The sequence below is a fragment of the Fodinibius sp. AD559 genome (genome assembly GCF_052712805.1).
In genome coordinates this window covers 261,163-280,744 of record NZ_JBQPVW010000002.1, presented here as the reverse complement: position 1 = coordinate 280,744, position 19,582 = coordinate 261,163, and the positions used below count along the sequence as shown (strand labels likewise).

Sequence of the window (19,582 nt, the reverse complement as noted above, 5' to 3'; positions counted from 1 at the left end):
ATCCGCTAAGTTTCCAAATTTTAGGGGATCTTTTCCATTTCATAGCCATAAATTCAGCTTTACTAAACTTGTAATTACGAATCCTGTCTAATTAGAACGAATGGAGACTACAATATTGAACCGGATGTCGTGATCAGTTCGGCCGTACACTCCTGATGTTTTGGGAACCAGCTTACTATAATTGTATTCAAAATTGGCCTGTATCATCTGTGAAAACTGGTATCCAATAACGGCCGACCCGTTGATACGCGCCTGTCCACCGGTAACCGTACTTGAGAACTCAGCCCGATCGGGATCTTTGATAATCTCATCAGGCCCGGCGGTAAGGGCCTCGTCAATATCGGAGTCAAGCTCGAATTTCTTCTCCTCGTCTTCGATATAGCTCCCATTCAGCGTAATATCTACAGCATTATCCAAGCGCTTGAAAAACGGAATTTTGAAATTACGGATGGTATAGGCGAAGGTGAGTTTAAGCCCCTTGGACATACGCTCAATCACTGTGGAGTTCGAAAGCGCCAAGCTGGTTACTTTACTCTGTTCATATTGGATATTGGTCCGCAAGTTCGATTTCCAGGTCAAATTTAATCCCACAAGCGGACTAAATCGCTTCTCGATATTAATACTGCTGGGCTCAAACTCGGGTCTACGATTGGTAACAGAATAGGCACCCAGTGAAATATCTGGAAGCAAACTTTGATCGGCATTAAAAACCCATCCCAGACGGTAGGTACCGCTATAATTATGCGATAGAGATGCCCGTGACATCAAATCGCCAAAGTAGGGAATAAACTTTTCTAATCCTGTCCACGTGATACGCCATCCGGGCAACGGAAAGGGTGTAAAATTACGATCGCCAATGGCTCCCTGGCTAAAGGTGAGATATGACTGTCTGAAGTCCTCCTGAAGAGCCGTTCGTCCCAACACTGATCGTCCATCGCTATTGCCGGTAGAATCAGTAATAACGGTGTTATCACCAATATCATCAAAAGCAGTACTTAACTGTTTCCTGAAAAAGTCCTCATAACCGCTGCCAAAAGCCCAGATGCTTGAAGAAATAGAGCCATTCTGCGAACGTACTGTACTACGATTTTGATTGGGATCTATGGTAATTGATTTGGTATTCGTTTCATTCCACTTCGAGTTCCAAGACAAGTCGATGCTTAAATTCTTAAAGGGTTGAAACCGCGACCGCACGGTAATATCATCGGTTAAATTATGATTTGAAGGGAGCTGTAGTGACGACGTTTCACTCGGATTATTAATCAATCGATCAAGCCCAATTTCATTTACAAATCCCGTACGATACGAGAATGGGGGAGAATATTCCCTGCCGCTACGTCCGAACATATCATACAGGGGCGACGTACCTGCATATCCACGTTGCAGCGAACTCTGAGAAATATTAAAAGAAAAGTCCATAGACTGAATACTCAATATTGCCCCCGCAGCTTTTTTTCCAATACTACCAAGGGTTTTGCCCAACTGCTCTTCAGTCAACCCTTCAGTCGTATCAGCCGAAAAAGTATTATTTCTCTCTCTATTGTTTTGCAGATTCCGATACCATTCCATACCGCTCAGCAGACTTCGAATATTGAAATCCAGCGTCTGGTTCAGCGAAAAATTATTCGATACATTTGCCCCCAAGTCTGATCCCCGCGGACTGTTTCTCCACTGATATCCTCCACTGTAATTGGCTGAATAGTTAATCCAATCCAAAGCACTTACCCTGTTTAACTTAGGCTGCCAGCCGGCGGTATACGACTCCTGATAGTTGCTTCGCCTGGATGACAGGGTGTCAAAAACATGATCACTGAGTACATCAAAAGAGGGACGTACCGAATATTGAGTAGAATCAGCTATGGGATTACCCGGATCGGCCTCTTCAATTCCTGCTCGTGATAAATCAAACACGGTGCGAGAACGAAAAGTTGTTTTAATGCTCGGGGTGATATTATATCCAAGGCCAAATTCGGTGTCGTATGTAAAGCTGTGGGATTGCTGCAGCGCATTTTCCAAATCAAGACCGGTAATCCTTCGGAGCTGCTCGTCGTATTCCCGATCCATACCAAACGAGGCGTTGATAGAAGCCGGCGTATATCCCAACTGTATTCCCGCAAATGGATGTATTAACGGCACATTTCCTAAAAATCCCAATGGTCGAAATACCTTTGTTTGTGGAAAACTGTAATTGTACCGTACCGAACCGCTGTAATTCCAGTTATCCTGTCGCTGGTACTGTGGGTTTCTTCGTTCCGTAACATTATAAACATAATTTAACGTTGTTTTATCGAGCGTATATTCGGCCAGACTTGATTGCGATCTCGACTTTGACAAATTGGATACATTGATGGAATAACTCTCAGTTACTGTCTGGCTTTCCCCAATACGCTGATCAATAATTCGTTGTTTCTCAGATTCAGAAATATCATCGCGGGCTTGCACTGCGTTTTCAAATTCCGAGAGCCGAACATCACCCTGATTGGGCAAATACCGGGGTGTCGATGATGAGCGACGCGTAGAGAGTGATACTGGAATATTCCAGCCAAAGCGATCGGGGATAAATTTATGCATATTCACGGTTGAATTGAGATCATACGCCTGCACGTTTGACATACGGCGCTGCCCCAATCGGGAATTAAGAGCTCCGAAGCCATCCGTTTCTCTATTAAAATTTGCGTTCATCGTAGCAAAATCTGCTAATTTCATTTCGGCTTTGGCATTAGCCGCCCACCCCGATTTATTATCAAAACCCGATACGCGAAGCTCATTAAACCAAAACTGTCCATCCAAAGAAGCAATTCCACCGGCATCAGGATTTTGCGGATCAAAAGGGTTTTGGATTCCCATTCCAATTTCTCCCACTCTGTCGAGTGATGGATTTCCTTTAACAGCAATAACCGCGCCCGAAGGTGCTTCCTGCAACAAATCACCGCGCTCAAAAACCGTATTATTTTCGACCCCTTGTTGGTCGCGCAACTGTTTTAACTCATTAAAAGCCCGCATTAAAATATTCATGCTGTTCTCTTCGTAGAGCCAGACTTCCTCCGCCTCCATCTCACGCTCGGCCTCACTCATTTCACTCAGCTGTTTGGTACTGTAGGGATAATTCGGATCGGAGGGTGAGATAGGTTGGCGATACTCATAATAGTTGTTGGTCAGATCTGTACCAAAGCGGACGACCAGCTCTGCATGATCACGATTATCATATCCCTCACCATGTACAAACATTCGCACATTGGAGTAGTTAATCATATTCAATCCCCCGGGATATACGCGCTTCATCATTTTCAGCTCACCAGGTCCCAGATTTTTCACATTCATGGTGATCGACTGCTCGTTGGCAATGGTCTGTCGCTGACGATCGCGATTCACAGCTCGAATTGCCCCCTCGGGCTGGCGATATGGAATAGGACTCCGCTGGCTGTTTTCCTCGATGTTTACGGATGAAATATTGAACTCCCCCTGTGTTGTACCCTGCTGCTGATGAACATTTTGGGCCGGACGCCATTGACTACCCACCAACTCAAACGTAGCAAAACGCAGGGTAAATGGTTTTTCATACCCTGATAGCCAAACCCTGATATACGAAATGTTTTGGAAGTTTTCGATTCCTCCCACTTTACGTACCCACTCTTCCAGTGGCAGCCGTACCTGGTACCATCGGTCTTCCTGATTCGGACCGTCTACTTTATCCACAATAAAAGTACCCTCCGATCCCGGCTCTAACTCAGAAAAGTCGGCGGGATTCCAGTCAATTTCATACTGGAAATAAGCGTTGTTCTGCTCAACAATGGATGGAGTAATCAACCCCTCAGTATCGGGCTTATTCGTTACGGCCCGCTTTTCTCCCTCGTTTGGCGGGGTATTCCCATCATGATAGCCATACATGCGCAAAAAACGTTCTTGGAGATCACCATTTCCCGCCTCACTCTCTCCATAATACACGTAATCATCGTTTGAGGGATCATCTTCAATCTGCTGATATTGCTCACTTGAAGCCCCATACACCGAAGCCATCTCCTCAAGAAATCCTGAGAATAGATTTTGCTCATTCTTATTGTCAACTCCACCTTCGTTTGGAGCACCATCAAGTCCAACATCTGACAATTCACGCGTATCATTCGAAAACTGTCCCTCCGGAGCCGGCAACGGTGTGGGAATATACGACCGCGACTGTCCACTAATATTATCTTCTTGTAAATCCTGGGGACGGCGAACCAATCCATCCTCGGTATTAGTTTTAAAGTTGGGAACCACATCTTCCGATACCACGCCAATATCAATATAAATCTTGCCTTCATAATCCTGCAGGTCTTGGGCAGATGGAGACTGGCCGTTAGGTAATACAGTCTGCATCCAGAATTCGAGAAACTCAATGTTATTTTGCGTCAGGTCTTCCTGACCCGAAGGCAACGTAGTTGTCATCCCACTCCAGGTACGCTCTGGCTCATCTTCAAGTAGTGTTCGCAAATTTTCGTTGTAGTTATACGGCCCTCGCTTGGTGGGATCAAAATAGACATCCAGGGTACTGATGAAATTTTCTTCGGTAAGCACATCCCGGTTAGGAAACACATCCGTCATCCTGACTTGCTCAGTTTCGGGAGTAAAATTAACTCCTCCCAAAATTTGGTCAATATTTTGTGGGATGCTGTACCAAGAAAAAGTCCCGCGAAGATCGGATCGAGCAATTTTGTCAGCAATATTTGTCGATGGATTCTCTGACGGATTATCTTCAAAAAACATCTCATCCGGTCCATAACCCGGTACGGCCGCAGGTGCTGCCGCAAGATTCCACCGGCTTGGATTCGTAAAACTCAACCCAATATCTGAGCCTTCAAAATCATCAATAAACGAAAGGCCGTTTTCTTCATCTTCAAATAAGCGATCGTTTTCAATCGCATCATTCACCGCACTTGTCTGGGATACGCCCGGACGCAGATGAGCAAATTCCCCACTTACCGTGAAGCTTGAACTTTCTTTGGTCTGCAACAAGGGTACCTGATCAATCAGTCGGGTAAGCCACGGAGTATCAAAATGAGCATTAGCATCGACTCCCACAACCGAGTTATTTACCGGTTCATCACCAATACGAATTTTATCCTGCAGCGGACGCTCTTTAAGATTAAAATAGGTACTTCCCAGCGATATATTATCCGTAAACTGATACTCTGCTCTTAATCCGGTAAAGCTCTTTTTACCTATCTGTGTAAGCTGATTATTTTCGTATTCAATTTTAATTTCCTGCCCGCGTCGAAGATACTGATCATTTAATATTGTGATACTTCCGATCGAATAATCGACGACATAATCGGTTCCTTCCTGTAGCTCGCGTCCGTTAGCAAATACTTTAACTGAACCTTCAACCAACGAATATCCAAGCGAATAACTGGAGGAAATGCTTCCCTTTGAACTTCCCTGAATACGATAAAAGCTATTTTTTGAACTTTGGTTCGCATTTACCCTTTTCTCATTATACAGCTCATCAAAGGTAAGGTCACTTACACGATCAGGCGGGGTCCCGGATTCTATAAGCAATTGTTCAATGCGTGAGCCAAAGGGTTCCAAATAAGGAAAAATAAGGGTACCGGTAGACGGTTCCAATACCATTGTACTAAAATCAATTTTATTATCAGGATTCAACGCTCCCTGCTGGTCAACCCGATCGAGTCCTAAATCCTGCAATAAAATTTGATCGCGCTGTGGTAACGAACTGCTGGGGACATTTTGTTCGGTATATTTGATGTCCAGATCTAATCCATCCTGTGTTAAATTATTCGCTCCCAATGAGTACACATTTTTCATCATCAAATCCCACAAAATATTTGAGGTCGTCACTGTTTGTGGGCGTAATAACTTTAAATACATGCGATCATTACCGCCTTGGCCCATATCCCCCACACTTACCGTTTTGCCTGTCTCGGAATCACGATATTTAAAAGAAACGGCCAATGCTTGCCGTGAACCCAAATTCCGTTTTATAGATATATATCCCAGATTTCGATCTAAACTATAATCAGCTCCCTCCTCTAATGGAACAAAATATCCTTCAACAAATGACGTGGACTCAACCCCAAAACTTTCTGCTGAAATTCCTTTGGAGGGATCCCGATATTGATCCAAAGTCGTCTCATCAAATACATCCTGATCTTCATCAGGTGGTGAATACGTACTGTCCGGATTTTGTACTACACCTAAGTCCCCAAGTGCAATAGCCTGTCGTTCCCCCTCCTGTGACTGCGAAGACTCGCGAAGTACCCACACATTAATTTCCGTGAGCTGTAAAGCCTGTCCCTGCTGCTGTGGATTGGAGACATTATCTTCAAACTCCTGGCGGGTAAAGAAATCAAGAAAAAAGTGTTTGTCGGATTCATAATCGCCCGGACGAATAGAAATTTTCTGCTCTTGTGCTCCCCCAGTTATTGTTTCTGTTTTGCTATCCCCCTCCTGCTGAGATAGCACTGACGTTAATTTCAGCGACCCAATTTGAGCAACAGATTTAACACCGAAAAGAGCACTACCGCCTCGGATCAGCGAGTTGCCTGTTTGCATAGACACGTTCCCCAATTCCAGGCGCTGCAATATCTCATCCTCATACCCATCATAAACAATGTTCAGGCGGTTCATAAAGTCAAAATCGCGTTCGGTATCCCAATCGGTTTGGATAGAAAGCTTATCACCAATCGTACCCTGAATATTCAGCTTCAAACTTTGTTCAAAAGTAGGGTCTATCTGCCGGCGTTGATCTTCCGGAATTTTGGGATTTTCAGTCTTTTGAATAGAGGCCCCCACATTCATATTAGCCGTTCCGTTAATACTCAAGTTGACTTCCGGCTTTCCAAAAATGGTTGTAAAAGTGGACTCCTCTCCACCCGGTATATCAAGATTAAAATCAAGCAAACCCTGTTGGCGCTGATTCTCTGTTCGTTGCTCTTGTATAAGCATCTGCCAATTATTTTTCAGATGACGCCGCTTAGACTCTTTTGCATACTGCTCAAAGCTCATATGAAAACTGGAGGCAACCGGTATCTTATATAACAACCGTTGACTGCTATATGATCCCAGGGAATCGCGCTGCACATAGGTCTCTTCTTGGGGTAGTTGTATATAAAAAAGCTTGGGAGGTACATCCGGGAAGGGATGCGAGATGGAGGGAAGTTTATGCAACCGAGGCAATGTGTCAGGCTGCACAGGCGTTACACGAAGTGAGTCCTGTCCGGCCTGACCCATACTCTGCTCGGGACCTGCCACCATAGCTGCCAAGCAAAAAAGTAAAACAAACGTTGAAAAATTAAATGCTTTGAGCTGCACGAAACCGTTGTAGAATATATTTACATATTATTTCAATCAGTAAACCTATGGTAGCGATCCTGTATATACAGCTCCTTATTTTTATTGAAATGACCGTGTCCCCATGCACTCAGCAGAATTATAATGGATTCCTGCTTTCCATAAAAATACAAACTCTGGATTTGTAGTCATAATAAATATCCATTTTGTAAAGAACCCATATAGACCTAATTTTAGGCTTCCTAAATCAATCAACAATATGCGATTACTACCCAACAAATTACAATTAGATATTCTTAAGCGGCATATAGGTCCCTTCATCTTCTGTTTCTGTACACTGATGTTCCTGCTGCTTATGCAATTTCTAATTCTTTATATTGATCTGCTTATTGGCAAAGGATTACCGCTATGGGTTATTTTAGAGCTTATTATTACAAACCTGGCTTCCATGGTAGTACTTGCTGTGCCAATGGCGGTACTGGTAGCTTCGCTGATGGCATATGGTAAAATTACGGAATTAAATGAACTAACAGCTATCCGCGCCGCAGGCATCAATCCCATCCATGTTATAAATCCCGTTTTGGTTGCATCCATCCTACTTTCCGTTTTTCTGATGTGGTTTTCCAATGATATTCTACCCGATGCCAATCAACGAGCTCGATCTCTTTTTATTGATATCCGTCTAAAAAAACCTGGCTTTGATCTAAAAGAAAATGAATTTTACGAAGGGATCGACAATTATACCTTTTTAGTCAAAGAGATAACCAACGAATCTGATTCCCTTCGTGATGTTACTATATACCAACATCCTACCCGTAATCGTAAAGAAGCCTACATAAAAGCCAAAAAGGGACGACTCACAAGTAAACAAAAAGGACAAACACTCACTCTTTTTCTGAATAACGGATCGATACTTCGAAAACTTGATCGCAGGCAAAAGGGAAAACTGGTCGACGTATTTGAGGAGACCAAATTTGATAGGTATCGTATCAGCTTTGACCTCTCAGATTTAGCCTTCTCCCGCTCCAACCCTGCTGATCGTTCCCGAAACGACCGTACCATGAATGTACAGGCCATGAGTAGCGTTATCGATTCCCTGAATAATCAAATTAAACAACAAAAAAAGCACATCTTAAAAAATAAGAACTACATTTATCCTACCCTTACCAAACTTAATACCGGTAAAAACAAAACATTCAAATCAAGGCAATCAGAGTCCGATACTACAGATTCGCCTTATGAAAGTCAGTATCTGGTACTGCAACAATTACAATCAAAATCTAATCAATTAAGGCTCCACGATATCGGTTTGATGAAACTGCGAAATTATAAATCCTTTATGGAAGAAGTTGTATCAGATACCGAATGGCGGCTCGAAAAAATCGCGCAATACCTGGTTGAAATCCATAAAAAGTTTTCCATACCCATTGCCTGTATCGTATTTGTCCTTCTTGGCGCTCCCATCGGCATGTATACCAAGAAAGGGAACCTGGGATACGCAGCTCTTATTGGTACAGTATTCCTAACATTCTACTGGATCTCTATTATTCAGGGCGAAAAAATGGCTGACCGCCTGTTTATTTCACCTTTTACCGGCATGTGGCTATCAGATATTGTGCTCGGTGCCGTAGGACTTATTATGGTAATCAGCATTAGCACTCCTTTTAAATTTTCAAAACTGTGGAAGTATCGTGACTAAAAAAATTGACCGCTATATCTTTTTTAGGATGTTGACCATCACATTATTTGTGATGATAGTGCTGATATTCATTTTTATCGTTATCGATTTTTCAGAAAACAGTGAAGATTTTACCGATAAGGGAGCCACCTTCGCCCAAATATTTGGGGTGTATTATCTCAATTACATTCCAGAAATAGCCCGCTTAATTATACCTGTTGCCGTATTTATTGCCTGCCTATACTTAACGGGACAAATGGCTGAACGACTTGAAATTACCGCCCTAAAAGCAGCCGGCGTTAGTCTATACCGGCTTATTTTACCGTATCTGGCTTTCGCCTTTTTAATGACAGCCATCATGAGTTATCTGGATGCCTATGTAATTCCCAATGCCAATGAAACACGCATTGCCTTTGAATCTGAATATCTGTCCGGCAAATCGGATAAAGTGGATACAAATCGCATTTTTCGGCAGGAATCCGAAAACTCCATCTTTAAAATAAATTATTTTAATCAAGATAAAGGTACCGGATATCGAGTAGATGTTATAAATTTTGAGGGCGACAGTATCAGCGAAAAGCTATTTATCCAGCGCATGATTTGGCAAGAAGAAAAACAACACTGGAAGCTTGAAAATGTACGAAAACAAACCTTTACCGAAATGGGATATTCCGAAGTACATGTTGATTCTATGGATACAACGCTGAATATCTATCCACGGGATCTGACCCGTAAAACATCGGATATCTATCAGCTCACTTATCCCGAAGCTCAAAGTTATATTCAATCCATCGAGCGCAGTGGCGCTGGAGGCGTCGAGTTGCCCAAAGTTCAGCTCTACGGGCGATATGCCTATCCCTTTTCGATTATTGTTGTGACGATCGTCGGATTTGCTCTGGCTTCGGTTCGGCGGGAAGGTGGCAAAGGATTCTATATCGCGGCCGGTCTGGCTGTAAGCTTTCTATACCTGGTGATGATGAAAGTGATTGAACCATTCGGCGGACAGGGAGAACTTGATCCCATGCTGGCAGCCACACTCCCTCACCTTATTTTTCTGGTTATTGGAGTGAGTATCCTTGTCAACGCTCGGAAATAATCTCAAATTAGCTTACCGAATAGTTTGGAGCTTCCTTGGTAATTTCCACCGTATGAGGATGACTTTCCTTATAAGCTGCCGCAGAAATCTGTACGAACTCAGCCTGCTGCAAGCTTGCAATATCAGGCGCTCCACAGTAACCCATGGCAGCACGCAGTCCGCCAGTCATTTGATGGACAACTTCGCTTAGATATCCTTTATATGGAACACGTCCTTCAATACCTTCGGGCACAAGCTTATTAATATTATCCTCAACGTCCTGGAAGTACCGGTCCTTCGATCCTTGTTCCATCGCTCCCAAGCTTCCCATCCCACGGTACGACTTGTACTTGCGTGATTCATAGATAACCGTCTCACCAGGCGCCTCATCAACACCTGCAAACATCGACCCCATCATAACCGCGTGGGCTCCACCGGCCAGCGCTTTTGGAATATCTCCCGTTTGCTTGATTCCGCCATCGGCAATAACACTAACGCCAGCATCGTGAGCATATTCGGCAACTTCCATCACTGCACTCATTTGCGGCACTCCAACACCGGTTACCACACGCGTGGTACAGATAGATCCCGGTCCAACCCCCACTTTTAGGACATCTGCTCCAGCATCAACAAGTGCTTTTGCAGCTGACTTGGTTGCGATATTGCCGGCAATAAGATTCAGGTCGGGATACTCTTTTTTAACCTCTTTTACCATATTCAACACACCCTGTGAATGCCCGTGCGCAGTATCAATAGTGATGACATCTACGCTGGAATTAACTAATGCCTCAACGCGATCCAATGTATCCGCTGTAACACCAACCGCAGCTCCCACGCGCAGACGTCCCATATCATCCTTACAGGCGTTGGGAAAATTCATCTTCTTCTCGATATCTTTAAAAGTGATGAGTCCCACCAGTTTCATATCATCATCCACAATAGGCAATTTCTCAACCTTATGTTCCTGCAATAGTTTTTCCGCCTCTTCAAGTGTGGTACCTTCGCGCGCCGTGATAAGATTCTCGGTCGTCATGATAGTACTGAGTTTCTTATCCACATAGTGCTCAAATCGTAAATCCCTGTTCGTGACAATACCGATGAGCGTATTGTCATCTTTTACAATAGGGATTCCACCGATCTTATGTTTCTTCATAAGTCCACGCGCTTTGCGCACGGTTTCATCCTTACCCAATGTAATCGGATCAACAATCATCCCACTTTCACTGCGCTTTACCATGCGTACCTGGTCGGCCTGATCCTCAATCGACATGTTCTTGTGTAGCATGGCAATTCCACCTTCGCGCGCAAGAGCAATAGCCAACCGGTACTCCGATACGGTATCCATAGCCGCACTGATGACGGGTATATTGAGCGTAAGTTCAGAAGTTAAATCTACGCTTGTATCTACATCGCGGGGAACAACTTCAGAATGACCGGGGACCAAGAGTAAATCATCATAGGTTAAACCCTGACGTGAAATTCGGTCGAAAGGAGAGGAATTTTCCATGGTAAAAAAGATCTGCAAGTATTGTGGTTCCAGTTTGGGCAAAGATAAAAAAAATGTGGGCGACCTGCTTAACAGAATTCTCTAAAAATTCGTTAATCAGAATCACCCACAACCACTTGCGAACCAAGCGCCTCCCTTTTAAATACTCATAAACTTTTTATATGCAGCGCATCGATAGCCGTATCCAGCGAGCAAAGACCCTCGCGATAATTTTCAATCCAGTAAACCACACGCTGGCGGCGACGATCTACATAGGGATCACAGCTGGAATATTGCCCCTTCAACTCATTAACCATAGCCGATACATCATCCTTGACTTCCAACTTAAGAGCATCGGGAATATCCCCCCATCCCATTAGTTTAAACATTTCCTGAAGCTCACGATGCTCTTTCTCTGCCTCTTTTAAAACCTTACGGAGAACGGGTTCTAAATTAGTACCAAGACTTTTTTGTGTTGTTTTAATCGCGGTATTCATAATGACTTTTTAGGTTTAATTGATCTTCAGTTCTAACCTAATAATCATGAGTGACATCAGTATGTCACCCCTATTTAAATAAAATTACCAAGTGCATATTTAGCTGCAATTTTCTTTTGCCAGGGAGTTGTTTTTTATCCCAAAACCATGAATTTTAAAACCTGTTAAAAGTTACTCTTACACCAACTGTTTACTTATGATGCATTTTTTGAAAGCGCTTTCAATCGCAATTATTACTTCTCTTTTAATTTTTGGTTGCGATATGATGAATAAATTATCAACTGTTTCTTCTCCGGATGGAAACCTCTCGGTCACATTCTCTCTTTCTGATTCCGGGAACCCCCAATACACTGTGCAATATGGCCAAGAACAGGTTATTGACACCTCAGGCCTGGGATTTGAATTTCAAAAACTCCCTCCTTTAAAAGAGGGTCTGCAAATATCAAGCATTGAACGAAGGTCTGTTGATGAAACCTGGCAACCGGTTTGGGGCGAACAAAAGGAAGTCAGTAACCACTACAACGAGTTATTGGTATCACTCAAAGAAACGGATGATCGAGAGCGCGTAGTAAAACTGCGATTCAGAGTTTTTAATGATGGGATTGGATTTCGATATGAATTTCCCGCCCAGAAATCGATGGACGACAGTCTGTTTATTATGAATGAACAAACAGAATTCGCGCTTACCGGTGACCACACCAGCTGGTGGATTCCTGCCGACTACGACAGCTACGAGTATAATTACAAGCAAACAAAGGTAAGTGACATTGATGCTTCAGAATTTGCCGGCGAAAACGAACGTGTTGATCGTCAGATTGACAACTTCAACGCGGCCAATACTCCCATCACGATGAAAACAGAAGATGGAGTATATCTAAGCTTTCACGAAGCAAATTTGACCGATTATGCCGGAATGACGCTGGGGGTAACTGAAGATCTTAAGCTGGTTAGTGAACTCGTGCCTTGGGCCGATGGTACTAAAGTAAAAACCAAAACCCCTTTTTCTACTCCGTGGAGAACTATTCAGGTTAGCAAATCCCCCGGAGCTCTTGCGGAATCATTTTTACTCCAAAACCTAAATGAACCCAATAAGCTGGACGACACATCATGGATAGAGCCGATGAAATATACTGGCATTTGGTGGGAAATGCATATCGGAAAATCTAATTGGAGACTCAAAGAGGCTGCGGAAGGTTCATTCGAAGATCAGGGCGGTTCTAAACATGGAGCTACTACCGAGAATGCCAAAAGATACATCGATTTTAACAACCGAGCCGATATAAAAGGTTTTTTGGTCGAAGGCTGGAATACCGGCTGGGAGTACTGGGGCGCCGACTCGGTGGGCTTTTTCGACTTTACTACGCCCTATCCTGATTTTGATTTGCAAGAAGTGGTTGATTATGCCAAGACAAATAATGTAGCGTTGATCGGTCATCATGAAACATCGGGGCAGGCCGCCCATTACGAAACCAGGCTCGATACGGCTTTCCAGCTCTATCACGATCTGGGTATTCATCATGTTAAAACGGGCTATGCCGGTGGTATTATTCCAAAAGGCGAATATCATCACGGGCAATGGATGGTTCGCCACTACCGAAAAGTAGTAGAAAAGGCAGCCGAATATCAGATTGGAATAAATGCTCATGAACCTATTAAAGGAACCGGTCTGCGTAGAACCTATCCCAATATGATGACCCGTGAAGGCGTGCGCGGCATGGAATACAACGCCTGGAGTGAAGGTATGCCACCTGGGCATACGACTATTCTACCCTTCACACGTGTGCTTAGTGGTCCCATCGATTATACACCCGGTATTTTTGATATCTCTTTTGATGAATATTCGGATGGGGAACAGGTCAAGTCTACCTTAGCAAACCAACTGGCGCTCTATGTCGTGCTGTACAGTCCCATGCAGATGGCGGCGGATCTACCCGAAAACTATTTGACGGATGACGGAGATTTCCACCCCATGTTCCAGTTCATTCGCGATGTAGCTGTAGACTGGGATGCTTCACACGTTTTAGATGCCAAAATTGGTGATTATGTAGTGACTGCCCGAAAAGAAAAAGGTAATAGTACTTGGTTTTTGGGAGCAGTGACAGATGAAAATGAGCGAACAGTAGAAGTACCCCTGGATTTTTTGGATGACGGAAAAACGTACAATGCGACGATTTACAAAGACGGAGAAAATGCGCATTGGGAAGAAAATCCGACTGACTATGAAATCAATACGCAAGAAGTTGACAGCGATACGGTACTTGAGCTCTGGATGGCCCCGGGGGGAGGGACCGCCATCAGTTTTGAGGCTATGTGACTCTAATCCAAATTAATTGATTAAACAAGCCCCACTAATTTCTTTAGTTTAGTGGAGGTTTGCTATTTCTTTATAAAAAAGTACTTCATTCAGGATAAATAGAATTTTTAGCGGCAAGCAGTGTATTTTTCATCAGCATAGCTACCGTCATCGGTCCTACCCCACCGGGCACAGGTGTAATCCAGCTGGCCTTTTCTTTCACACTTTCAAAATCACAATCGCCAACCAAGGTATAGCCCTTTTCCTTAGTTTCATCTGCTACCCGATTAATCCCAACATCTATAACAACCACCCCTTCCTTGACCATCTCTCCTTTGATAAGTTCTGGTTGTCCCGCAGCCACAACCAGAATATCTGCATCAATAGTATGCTTGGTCAAGTCTTTGGTAAACTTGTGGCAAACGGTTGTCGTAGCCTTCCCCTGCTCCCCGCTTTCTTTATTCAACAAGATTGAAATTGGCCGCCCTACAATATTGCTGGCACCAACTACTACTGCATGTTTCCCTTTGGTTGGGATACTATAATGTTTAAACAGTTCGATAATACCGGCAGGTGTACAAGATCGAAAGCTGGGCTCTCCCACTGTTAGACGTCCAACATTCATGGGGTGAAAACCATCAACATCTTTTCGGTAATCTATAGATTCAATAACATCGTGTGCAGATAAATGATTAGGTAGCGGTAACTGAACCAAAATACCATCGACCGAATCATCGTTGTTTAACTCATGAATAGTCTGCTTCAAGGCTTTCGCGGATACCGTATCAGGCAGGCGCATGGTACCAGTTTCAATCCCCACTTCTTTGCAGGCCTTGGTTTTCGCCCCTACATAGACATCCGAAGCGGGATTATTTCCAACAAGCACCACTTGTAGAAATGGCGGACGGTTACCCGCTTCTATCCAATCCTCCACGTCCTTTCGGACTTCGTCTCGGGTTAGTTGTGCAACTTTTTTACCGTCTATTATATTCGCTGACATCAGTAATCGTTATTAAATACTAAAATTATAATTTATTCAATATTCGCTACAAGGTGTATCCCGGCAAGAAATATGCATATTTGCATTGCGTATTATCAACGCTCTATATCATACTTTTTCATTTTGTTGTACATGTGGCTGCGCTGAATATCTATTGCTTCGGCTGTTCGGGAAATATTCCAGTTGTTTTCCTCCAGTTTCCGAATCAGAAATAACTGTTCGGCCGACTCCTTAAACTTCTGAAAAGTCTCTACTTTATCAGCCAAATCTGCAAATGTATCACTTTTTTTGCCCCTGGAAAGCGTTAGCTCTTGTACATCTTCTTTGCTTATTTCAGAATCATCAGCCAACAATCCTAACCGCTCAATACCATTCTGGAGCTCACGAACATTTCCAGACCAATTTTGTTTTTTAAGTTGCTCCAGTGCATCATCCGTAAAATTGATCCCAGAAAACATGATATCTTTTTCGGCTAATTTATGAAGCCAATCTTCGGCCAACAGCGGAATATCTTCGCGTCGTTTTCTTAACGGTGGTACATGGATGGGAATCACATTCAACCGGTGATATAAATCCTCGCGGAATCCACCGGTTTCTATTTCATCTAAAAGATCCTTGTTCGTTGCCGAAATTACGCGGACATCAACCGAAATTTTTTCTGTACCCCCAACGCGGACAATAGCATTTTCCTGCAGAGCCCGCAAAACTTTAGCCTGAGCATCGGGACTCATATCCCCAACCTCATCCAAAAAAAGCGTTCCACCATCGGCTTGCTCAAACTTGCCAATGCGCTGGCTGCTAGCCCCAGTAAACGCTCCTTTTTCGTGACCAAACAGCTCACTCTCCAACAGATCAGCGGGAATGGCCGCACAGTTCACATCCACAAAGGGTTCACTACTACGATCACTTTTTTCGTGAATCCAACGAGCCACAAGCTCTTTACCCGTTCCATTTTCACCAGTAATCATCACCCTGGAACTCGTCTGCGCCACCTTGTTGATCGTCCTCTTGATCTTCTTAATCGCATCGCTTTCGCCAATTATTTTGGGAACCTTTGGAAGGCGTGATTTTATTGACCTGTTTTCTTCAGACAGGCGATGCTGATCCAGCGCGTTGCGTACACTCACCAACAGCCGGTTTAAATCCGGGGGTTTCTCAATAAAATCAAAAGCCCCCTTTTTTGTCGCCTCTACGGCAATCTCAATATTGCCGTGACCAGAAATCATAATTACCGGAAACTGGTAATTCTCATCCTTCAATTTCGACAGGATTTCAATTCCGTCCATGCCGTGCATTTTAATATCCAGCAGCATTAGATCTACTCTATTTTCATCCAGAAGATCAAAAACCTCCTCACCACTTTCTGCTTCAAGCACAGCATAATCCTCAAATTCGAGGATATCTCGTAGTGAATTCCGGATGCTCTTTTCGTCATCCGTTATTAAAATGGTTGGTTTTTTATCAGACATCGGGTGCTTAATATTTTACGTAAATACTTTCTAAAATCTGTTCGTGAATGGTGTCAACATAAGACGTTTTTTCGGTATAGTTATTTGTCACTACCGAAAATATTAATGGCTCACCTGAAATACTTTCCATATAGCCACTTAAGCTGCGTACGCCAGAAACATACCCCGTTTTCCCAAACACTTCCCCCTTAAGAGGCGAATTTGTAAACCGATTTTTCAACGAGCCATCCTGTCCCGCTACGGGTAAACTCTTCTTATAAACATCAAAGTGCGGATGATTTCTCATCTCTACCAACAGCTGGTTCAAATCTTCCGTTTTTAACAGCGTTGAAGCCGCCATGCCGGACGCATCCTCGATTTCGATATTTGTAGTATCCATCTTCATGGATTTAGCAAAATCTTTTACAAGACTTATGCCCAACTCCGTACTTCCCGCAGCATCAAAGTGCTCGGCAGCAGCGGTTTTAAGCAGCATTTCGGCATAAAAATTATCACTCTCTTTATTCAATTGTAGAAACATCGAATCCAGAGGTACTGATACATGCTCGGCTAACTGTTGGTATCTATCCTCATTCCAGTCTTGCGGTTTACTATCTACGATAATTCCACCGCTAAGTTCAATATTTCCATCTTCGAGATACTTTCTAAAGGTATCCAAAAAAAAGAGCGGTGCATCCTCAATCGAAAGCGACTCCTTTTCTACATACCCCTTAGGTAATTTACTACCCAATACGATAGTATTGGTACCGGACTTTCGGCGATAAAACTCATCATATTCTGTATCAGCAGGTGTAATTACCTGATTATTAATAAAGTTTACATAATCTGTATCAAACGGAAACCACTCGATCTCCGGCTTTTCGCCCACATCTCCCCTGGCATAGACAGTCAGATCTACGGCATTATTATTAAATGATAATGCACTAATCTCCACACTATAATAAAATGAAAGATCTTCCCAGCTCCATCCCTTAGGATACGGCTGCTGATCAAAAAAGGCATCATTACCAATCAAATTGCCGTCAATTTTTCGAATACCCCTGTCATAGAGCGCCGAGAAAAACTTGTCAAACACATGAAAACGGTCATCCCGATAAAAACGTCCACTTATAGATGGATCTCCGACGCCACGAATAAGTATATCGCCCTGCCAGGTGTCATCCACCTGTTTACCAATACCGTACATTTTTGTTCGAAATTGATAATCGGGCCCCAATTCATCTAAAATTGCTGCAGATGTCAATAGCTTTAAGTTTGATGCAGGACGCACCAGCTTCTCAAAATTATATCCTTCTAAAATTTTTCCCGTTGTATCACGAACAATGACTGACCAAAAAGCATCATTGGTTCGACTATTTTCTATGATATTAACTATCTCAGGCGAAAAGATAACCTGTTGTGCCTGAACGGTACTGACTGTAAATAAAAGTGCAAAAAGTGCTCCCGCACCCAGACAAATAGATTTTTTTTGAGACATAAATCTCAGCTTAATTGCTTTGTACAAGTTTTAGCCATTCAACGAAACATGCTCTTCTTTCTTAAACGCTTCAATAATTTCTTCCGCTGTTGAACAGTTACGCAGCTGTTCTCTAAACTCACTATTATTCATCAGCCTTGAGATGCGACTCAACATCTTTATATGTAGGTTATTACTGGCTTGTGGGCCAACCAACAGAAAAACCATATTCACGGGCTCACTGTCAATAGCTTCATAATCAACCGGTTCTTTTAAGATGGCAAAGGCTGCATAAGTTTGGGTAATTCCTGATCCTTTACCATGCGGAATTGCCAACCCTTTGCCAACTCCTGTAGACATGATCCGTTCGCGCTCAAATACAGCCTCTCTTATTTCTTCAAGTTCTTCATCAGATACCATATCCTCTAAAGAGGATATCATTTTGCCCAATATCTCAGCTTTATCTTTGGCTTTCAGATTTGGTAAAACAGTTTTCTCATTCAATAAGCTGAAAATATTCATGCGGAAAAATCTAAATTATGTATTTCATATGCAGTTCAAATATACTCATCGTTTTTCTTCTGTTACAACTTAAATACTCCTTCAATTTATAATCCCTATTTTGGTATTCCAGTTTAATTGTTGGGTACAAATTTTGTAAACTTTGCTGATGGATTTTTTACAAGGAATATCGGCAGTATTAGCCAAGGATTTACAAACTGAACTTCGCTCAAGGTATGCCATTAACACCGTTCTGGCGTTTGTGGGTGCCGCCTTATTGCTCATTCTGTTTGCTCTAAATGCTGAGCAGCTGGCTCCTACTCCTAAAAGTGCCCTCGTTTGGATTGTGATTCTCTTCGCCGCACTGTCGAGCCTTTCGCGTTCTTTTGTGATGGAAACAGATCGCAAAACCTTTGACCTGCTCCGCATCCATAGCAATGCCTCAGAAGTTTTTGTAGGAAAGCTGTGCTATAATTTTCTGTTCACTCTCGCAGTAAATATAGTTACCTTTTTACTTTATATATTTCTGCTGGGGATGCCTATCGCCGATCTGCTCGCATTTATTTTAGTACTACTTTTCGGCACCGCGGGATTATCCGGGGTATCTACCATGCTTGGTGCCATTGTCTCGCAGGCCGACCGAAAAGGAGCAATTTTTTCAGTCCTTAGCATACCGTTATTTTTCCCGTTAATTCTTATTCTTGTGCGAACAACCAAGGCGGCACTTATCGATGGATTTACCGAAAACTATCTCAATGATTTTTGGGCTCTGGTAGGTTATGCCGGCGTAACTATTACGGCAGGAATTTTACTTTTTGATTATATTTTTGAAGAATAAAA

General features: G+C 43.1%; 11 protein-coding genes. 4 read left to right on the top strand and 7 right to left on the bottom strand.

Going from position 1 to position 19,582, the window contains the following annotated elements; genetic code table 11:
- Positions 1-87: 87 nt before the first annotated feature.
- Entirely contained in the window at positions 88-7,251 is a 7,164-nt protein-coding gene (sov, locus tag ACQ4LT_RS04255) for a T9SS outer membrane translocon Sov/SprA (RefSeq protein ID WP_445665064.1), read from the bottom strand.
- A gap of 295 nt (positions 7,252-7,546) precedes the next feature.
- Here sov and ACQ4LT_RS04250 point away from each other — a divergent pair, with 295 nt between their 5' ends.
- A complete protein-coding gene (locus ACQ4LT_RS04250; protein WP_445664776.1) occupies positions 7,547-8,986 on the top strand; it encodes an LptF/LptG family permease in 1,440 nt (479 codons plus the stop codon).
- On the top strand, positions 8,979-10,061 hold the full coding sequence (locus tag ACQ4LT_RS04245; RefSeq protein ID WP_445664775.1) for an LptF/LptG family permease: 1,083 nt from the start codon (positions 8,979-8,981) through the stop codon (positions 10,059-10,061). Before ACQ4LT_RS04250 ends, ACQ4LT_RS04245 begins: the two co-directional genes overlap by 8 nt.
- Positions 10,062-10,068: 7 nt before the next feature.
- Here ACQ4LT_RS04245 and guaB read toward each other — a convergent pair whose 3' ends face one another.
- Both guaB and ACQ4LT_RS04235 read right to left on the bottom strand, forming a co-directional pair.
- A complete protein-coding gene (gene guaB / locus ACQ4LT_RS04240; protein ID WP_445664774.1) occupies positions 10,069-11,547 on the bottom strand; it encodes an IMP dehydrogenase in 1,479 nt (492 codons plus the stop codon).
- A 146-nt stretch (positions 11,548-11,693) separates the two neighbouring features.
- Entirely contained in the window at positions 11,694-12,023 is a 330-nt protein-coding gene (locus tag ACQ4LT_RS04235) for a hypothetical protein (protein ID WP_445664773.1), read from the bottom strand.
- 262 nt (positions 12,024-12,285) lie between these two features.
- Here ACQ4LT_RS04235 and ACQ4LT_RS04230 point away from each other — a divergent pair, with 262 nt between their 5' ends.
- A complete protein-coding gene (locus tag ACQ4LT_RS04230) occupies positions 12,286-14,337 on the top strand; it encodes a glycoside hydrolase family 97 protein (RefSeq protein WP_445664772.1) in 2,052 nt (683 codons plus the stop codon).
- A gap of 85 nt (positions 14,338-14,422) precedes the next feature.
- Here ACQ4LT_RS04230 and folD read toward each other — a convergent pair whose 3' ends face one another.
- The 4 genes from folD to ACQ4LT_RS04210 all read right to left on the bottom strand — a co-directional run bounded on the left by folD (position 14,423) and on the right by ACQ4LT_RS04210 (position 18,763).
- Complete coding sequence (gene folD / locus ACQ4LT_RS04225) at positions 14,423-15,316, bottom strand: bifunctional methylenetetrahydrofolate dehydrogenase/methenyltetrahydrofolate cyclohydrolase FolD (RefSeq protein WP_445664771.1); 894 nt, start codon at positions 15,314-15,316, stop codon at positions 14,423-14,425.
- A gap of 95 nt (positions 15,317-15,411) precedes the next feature.
- Positions 15,412-16,785 (bottom strand): sigma-54-dependent transcriptional regulator, encoded by a 1,374-nt coding sequence (locus ACQ4LT_RS04220; RefSeq protein WP_445664770.1) that lies wholly within the window; start codon positions 16,783-16,785, stop codon positions 15,412-15,414.
- A gap of 7 nt (positions 16,786-16,792) precedes the next feature.
- A complete protein-coding gene (dacB, locus tag ACQ4LT_RS04215; RefSeq protein WP_445664769.1) occupies positions 16,793-18,262 on the bottom strand; it encodes a D-alanyl-D-alanine carboxypeptidase/D-alanyl-D-alanine endopeptidase in 1,470 nt (489 codons plus the stop codon).
- A gap of 30 nt (positions 18,263-18,292) precedes the next feature.
- A complete protein-coding gene (locus tag ACQ4LT_RS04210) occupies positions 18,293-18,763 on the bottom strand; it encodes a PTS sugar transporter subunit IIA (RefSeq protein ID WP_445664768.1) in 471 nt (156 codons plus the stop codon).
- Between the two features lie 148 nt (positions 18,764-18,911).
- Here ACQ4LT_RS04210 and ACQ4LT_RS04205 point away from each other — a divergent pair, with 148 nt between their 5' ends.
- Positions 18,912-19,580, top strand: a complete 669-nt coding sequence (locus tag ACQ4LT_RS04205) for a heme exporter protein CcmB (protein WP_445664767.1) — start codon at positions 18,912-18,914, stop codon at positions 19,578-19,580.
- Positions 19,581-19,582 lie beyond the last annotated feature (2 nt).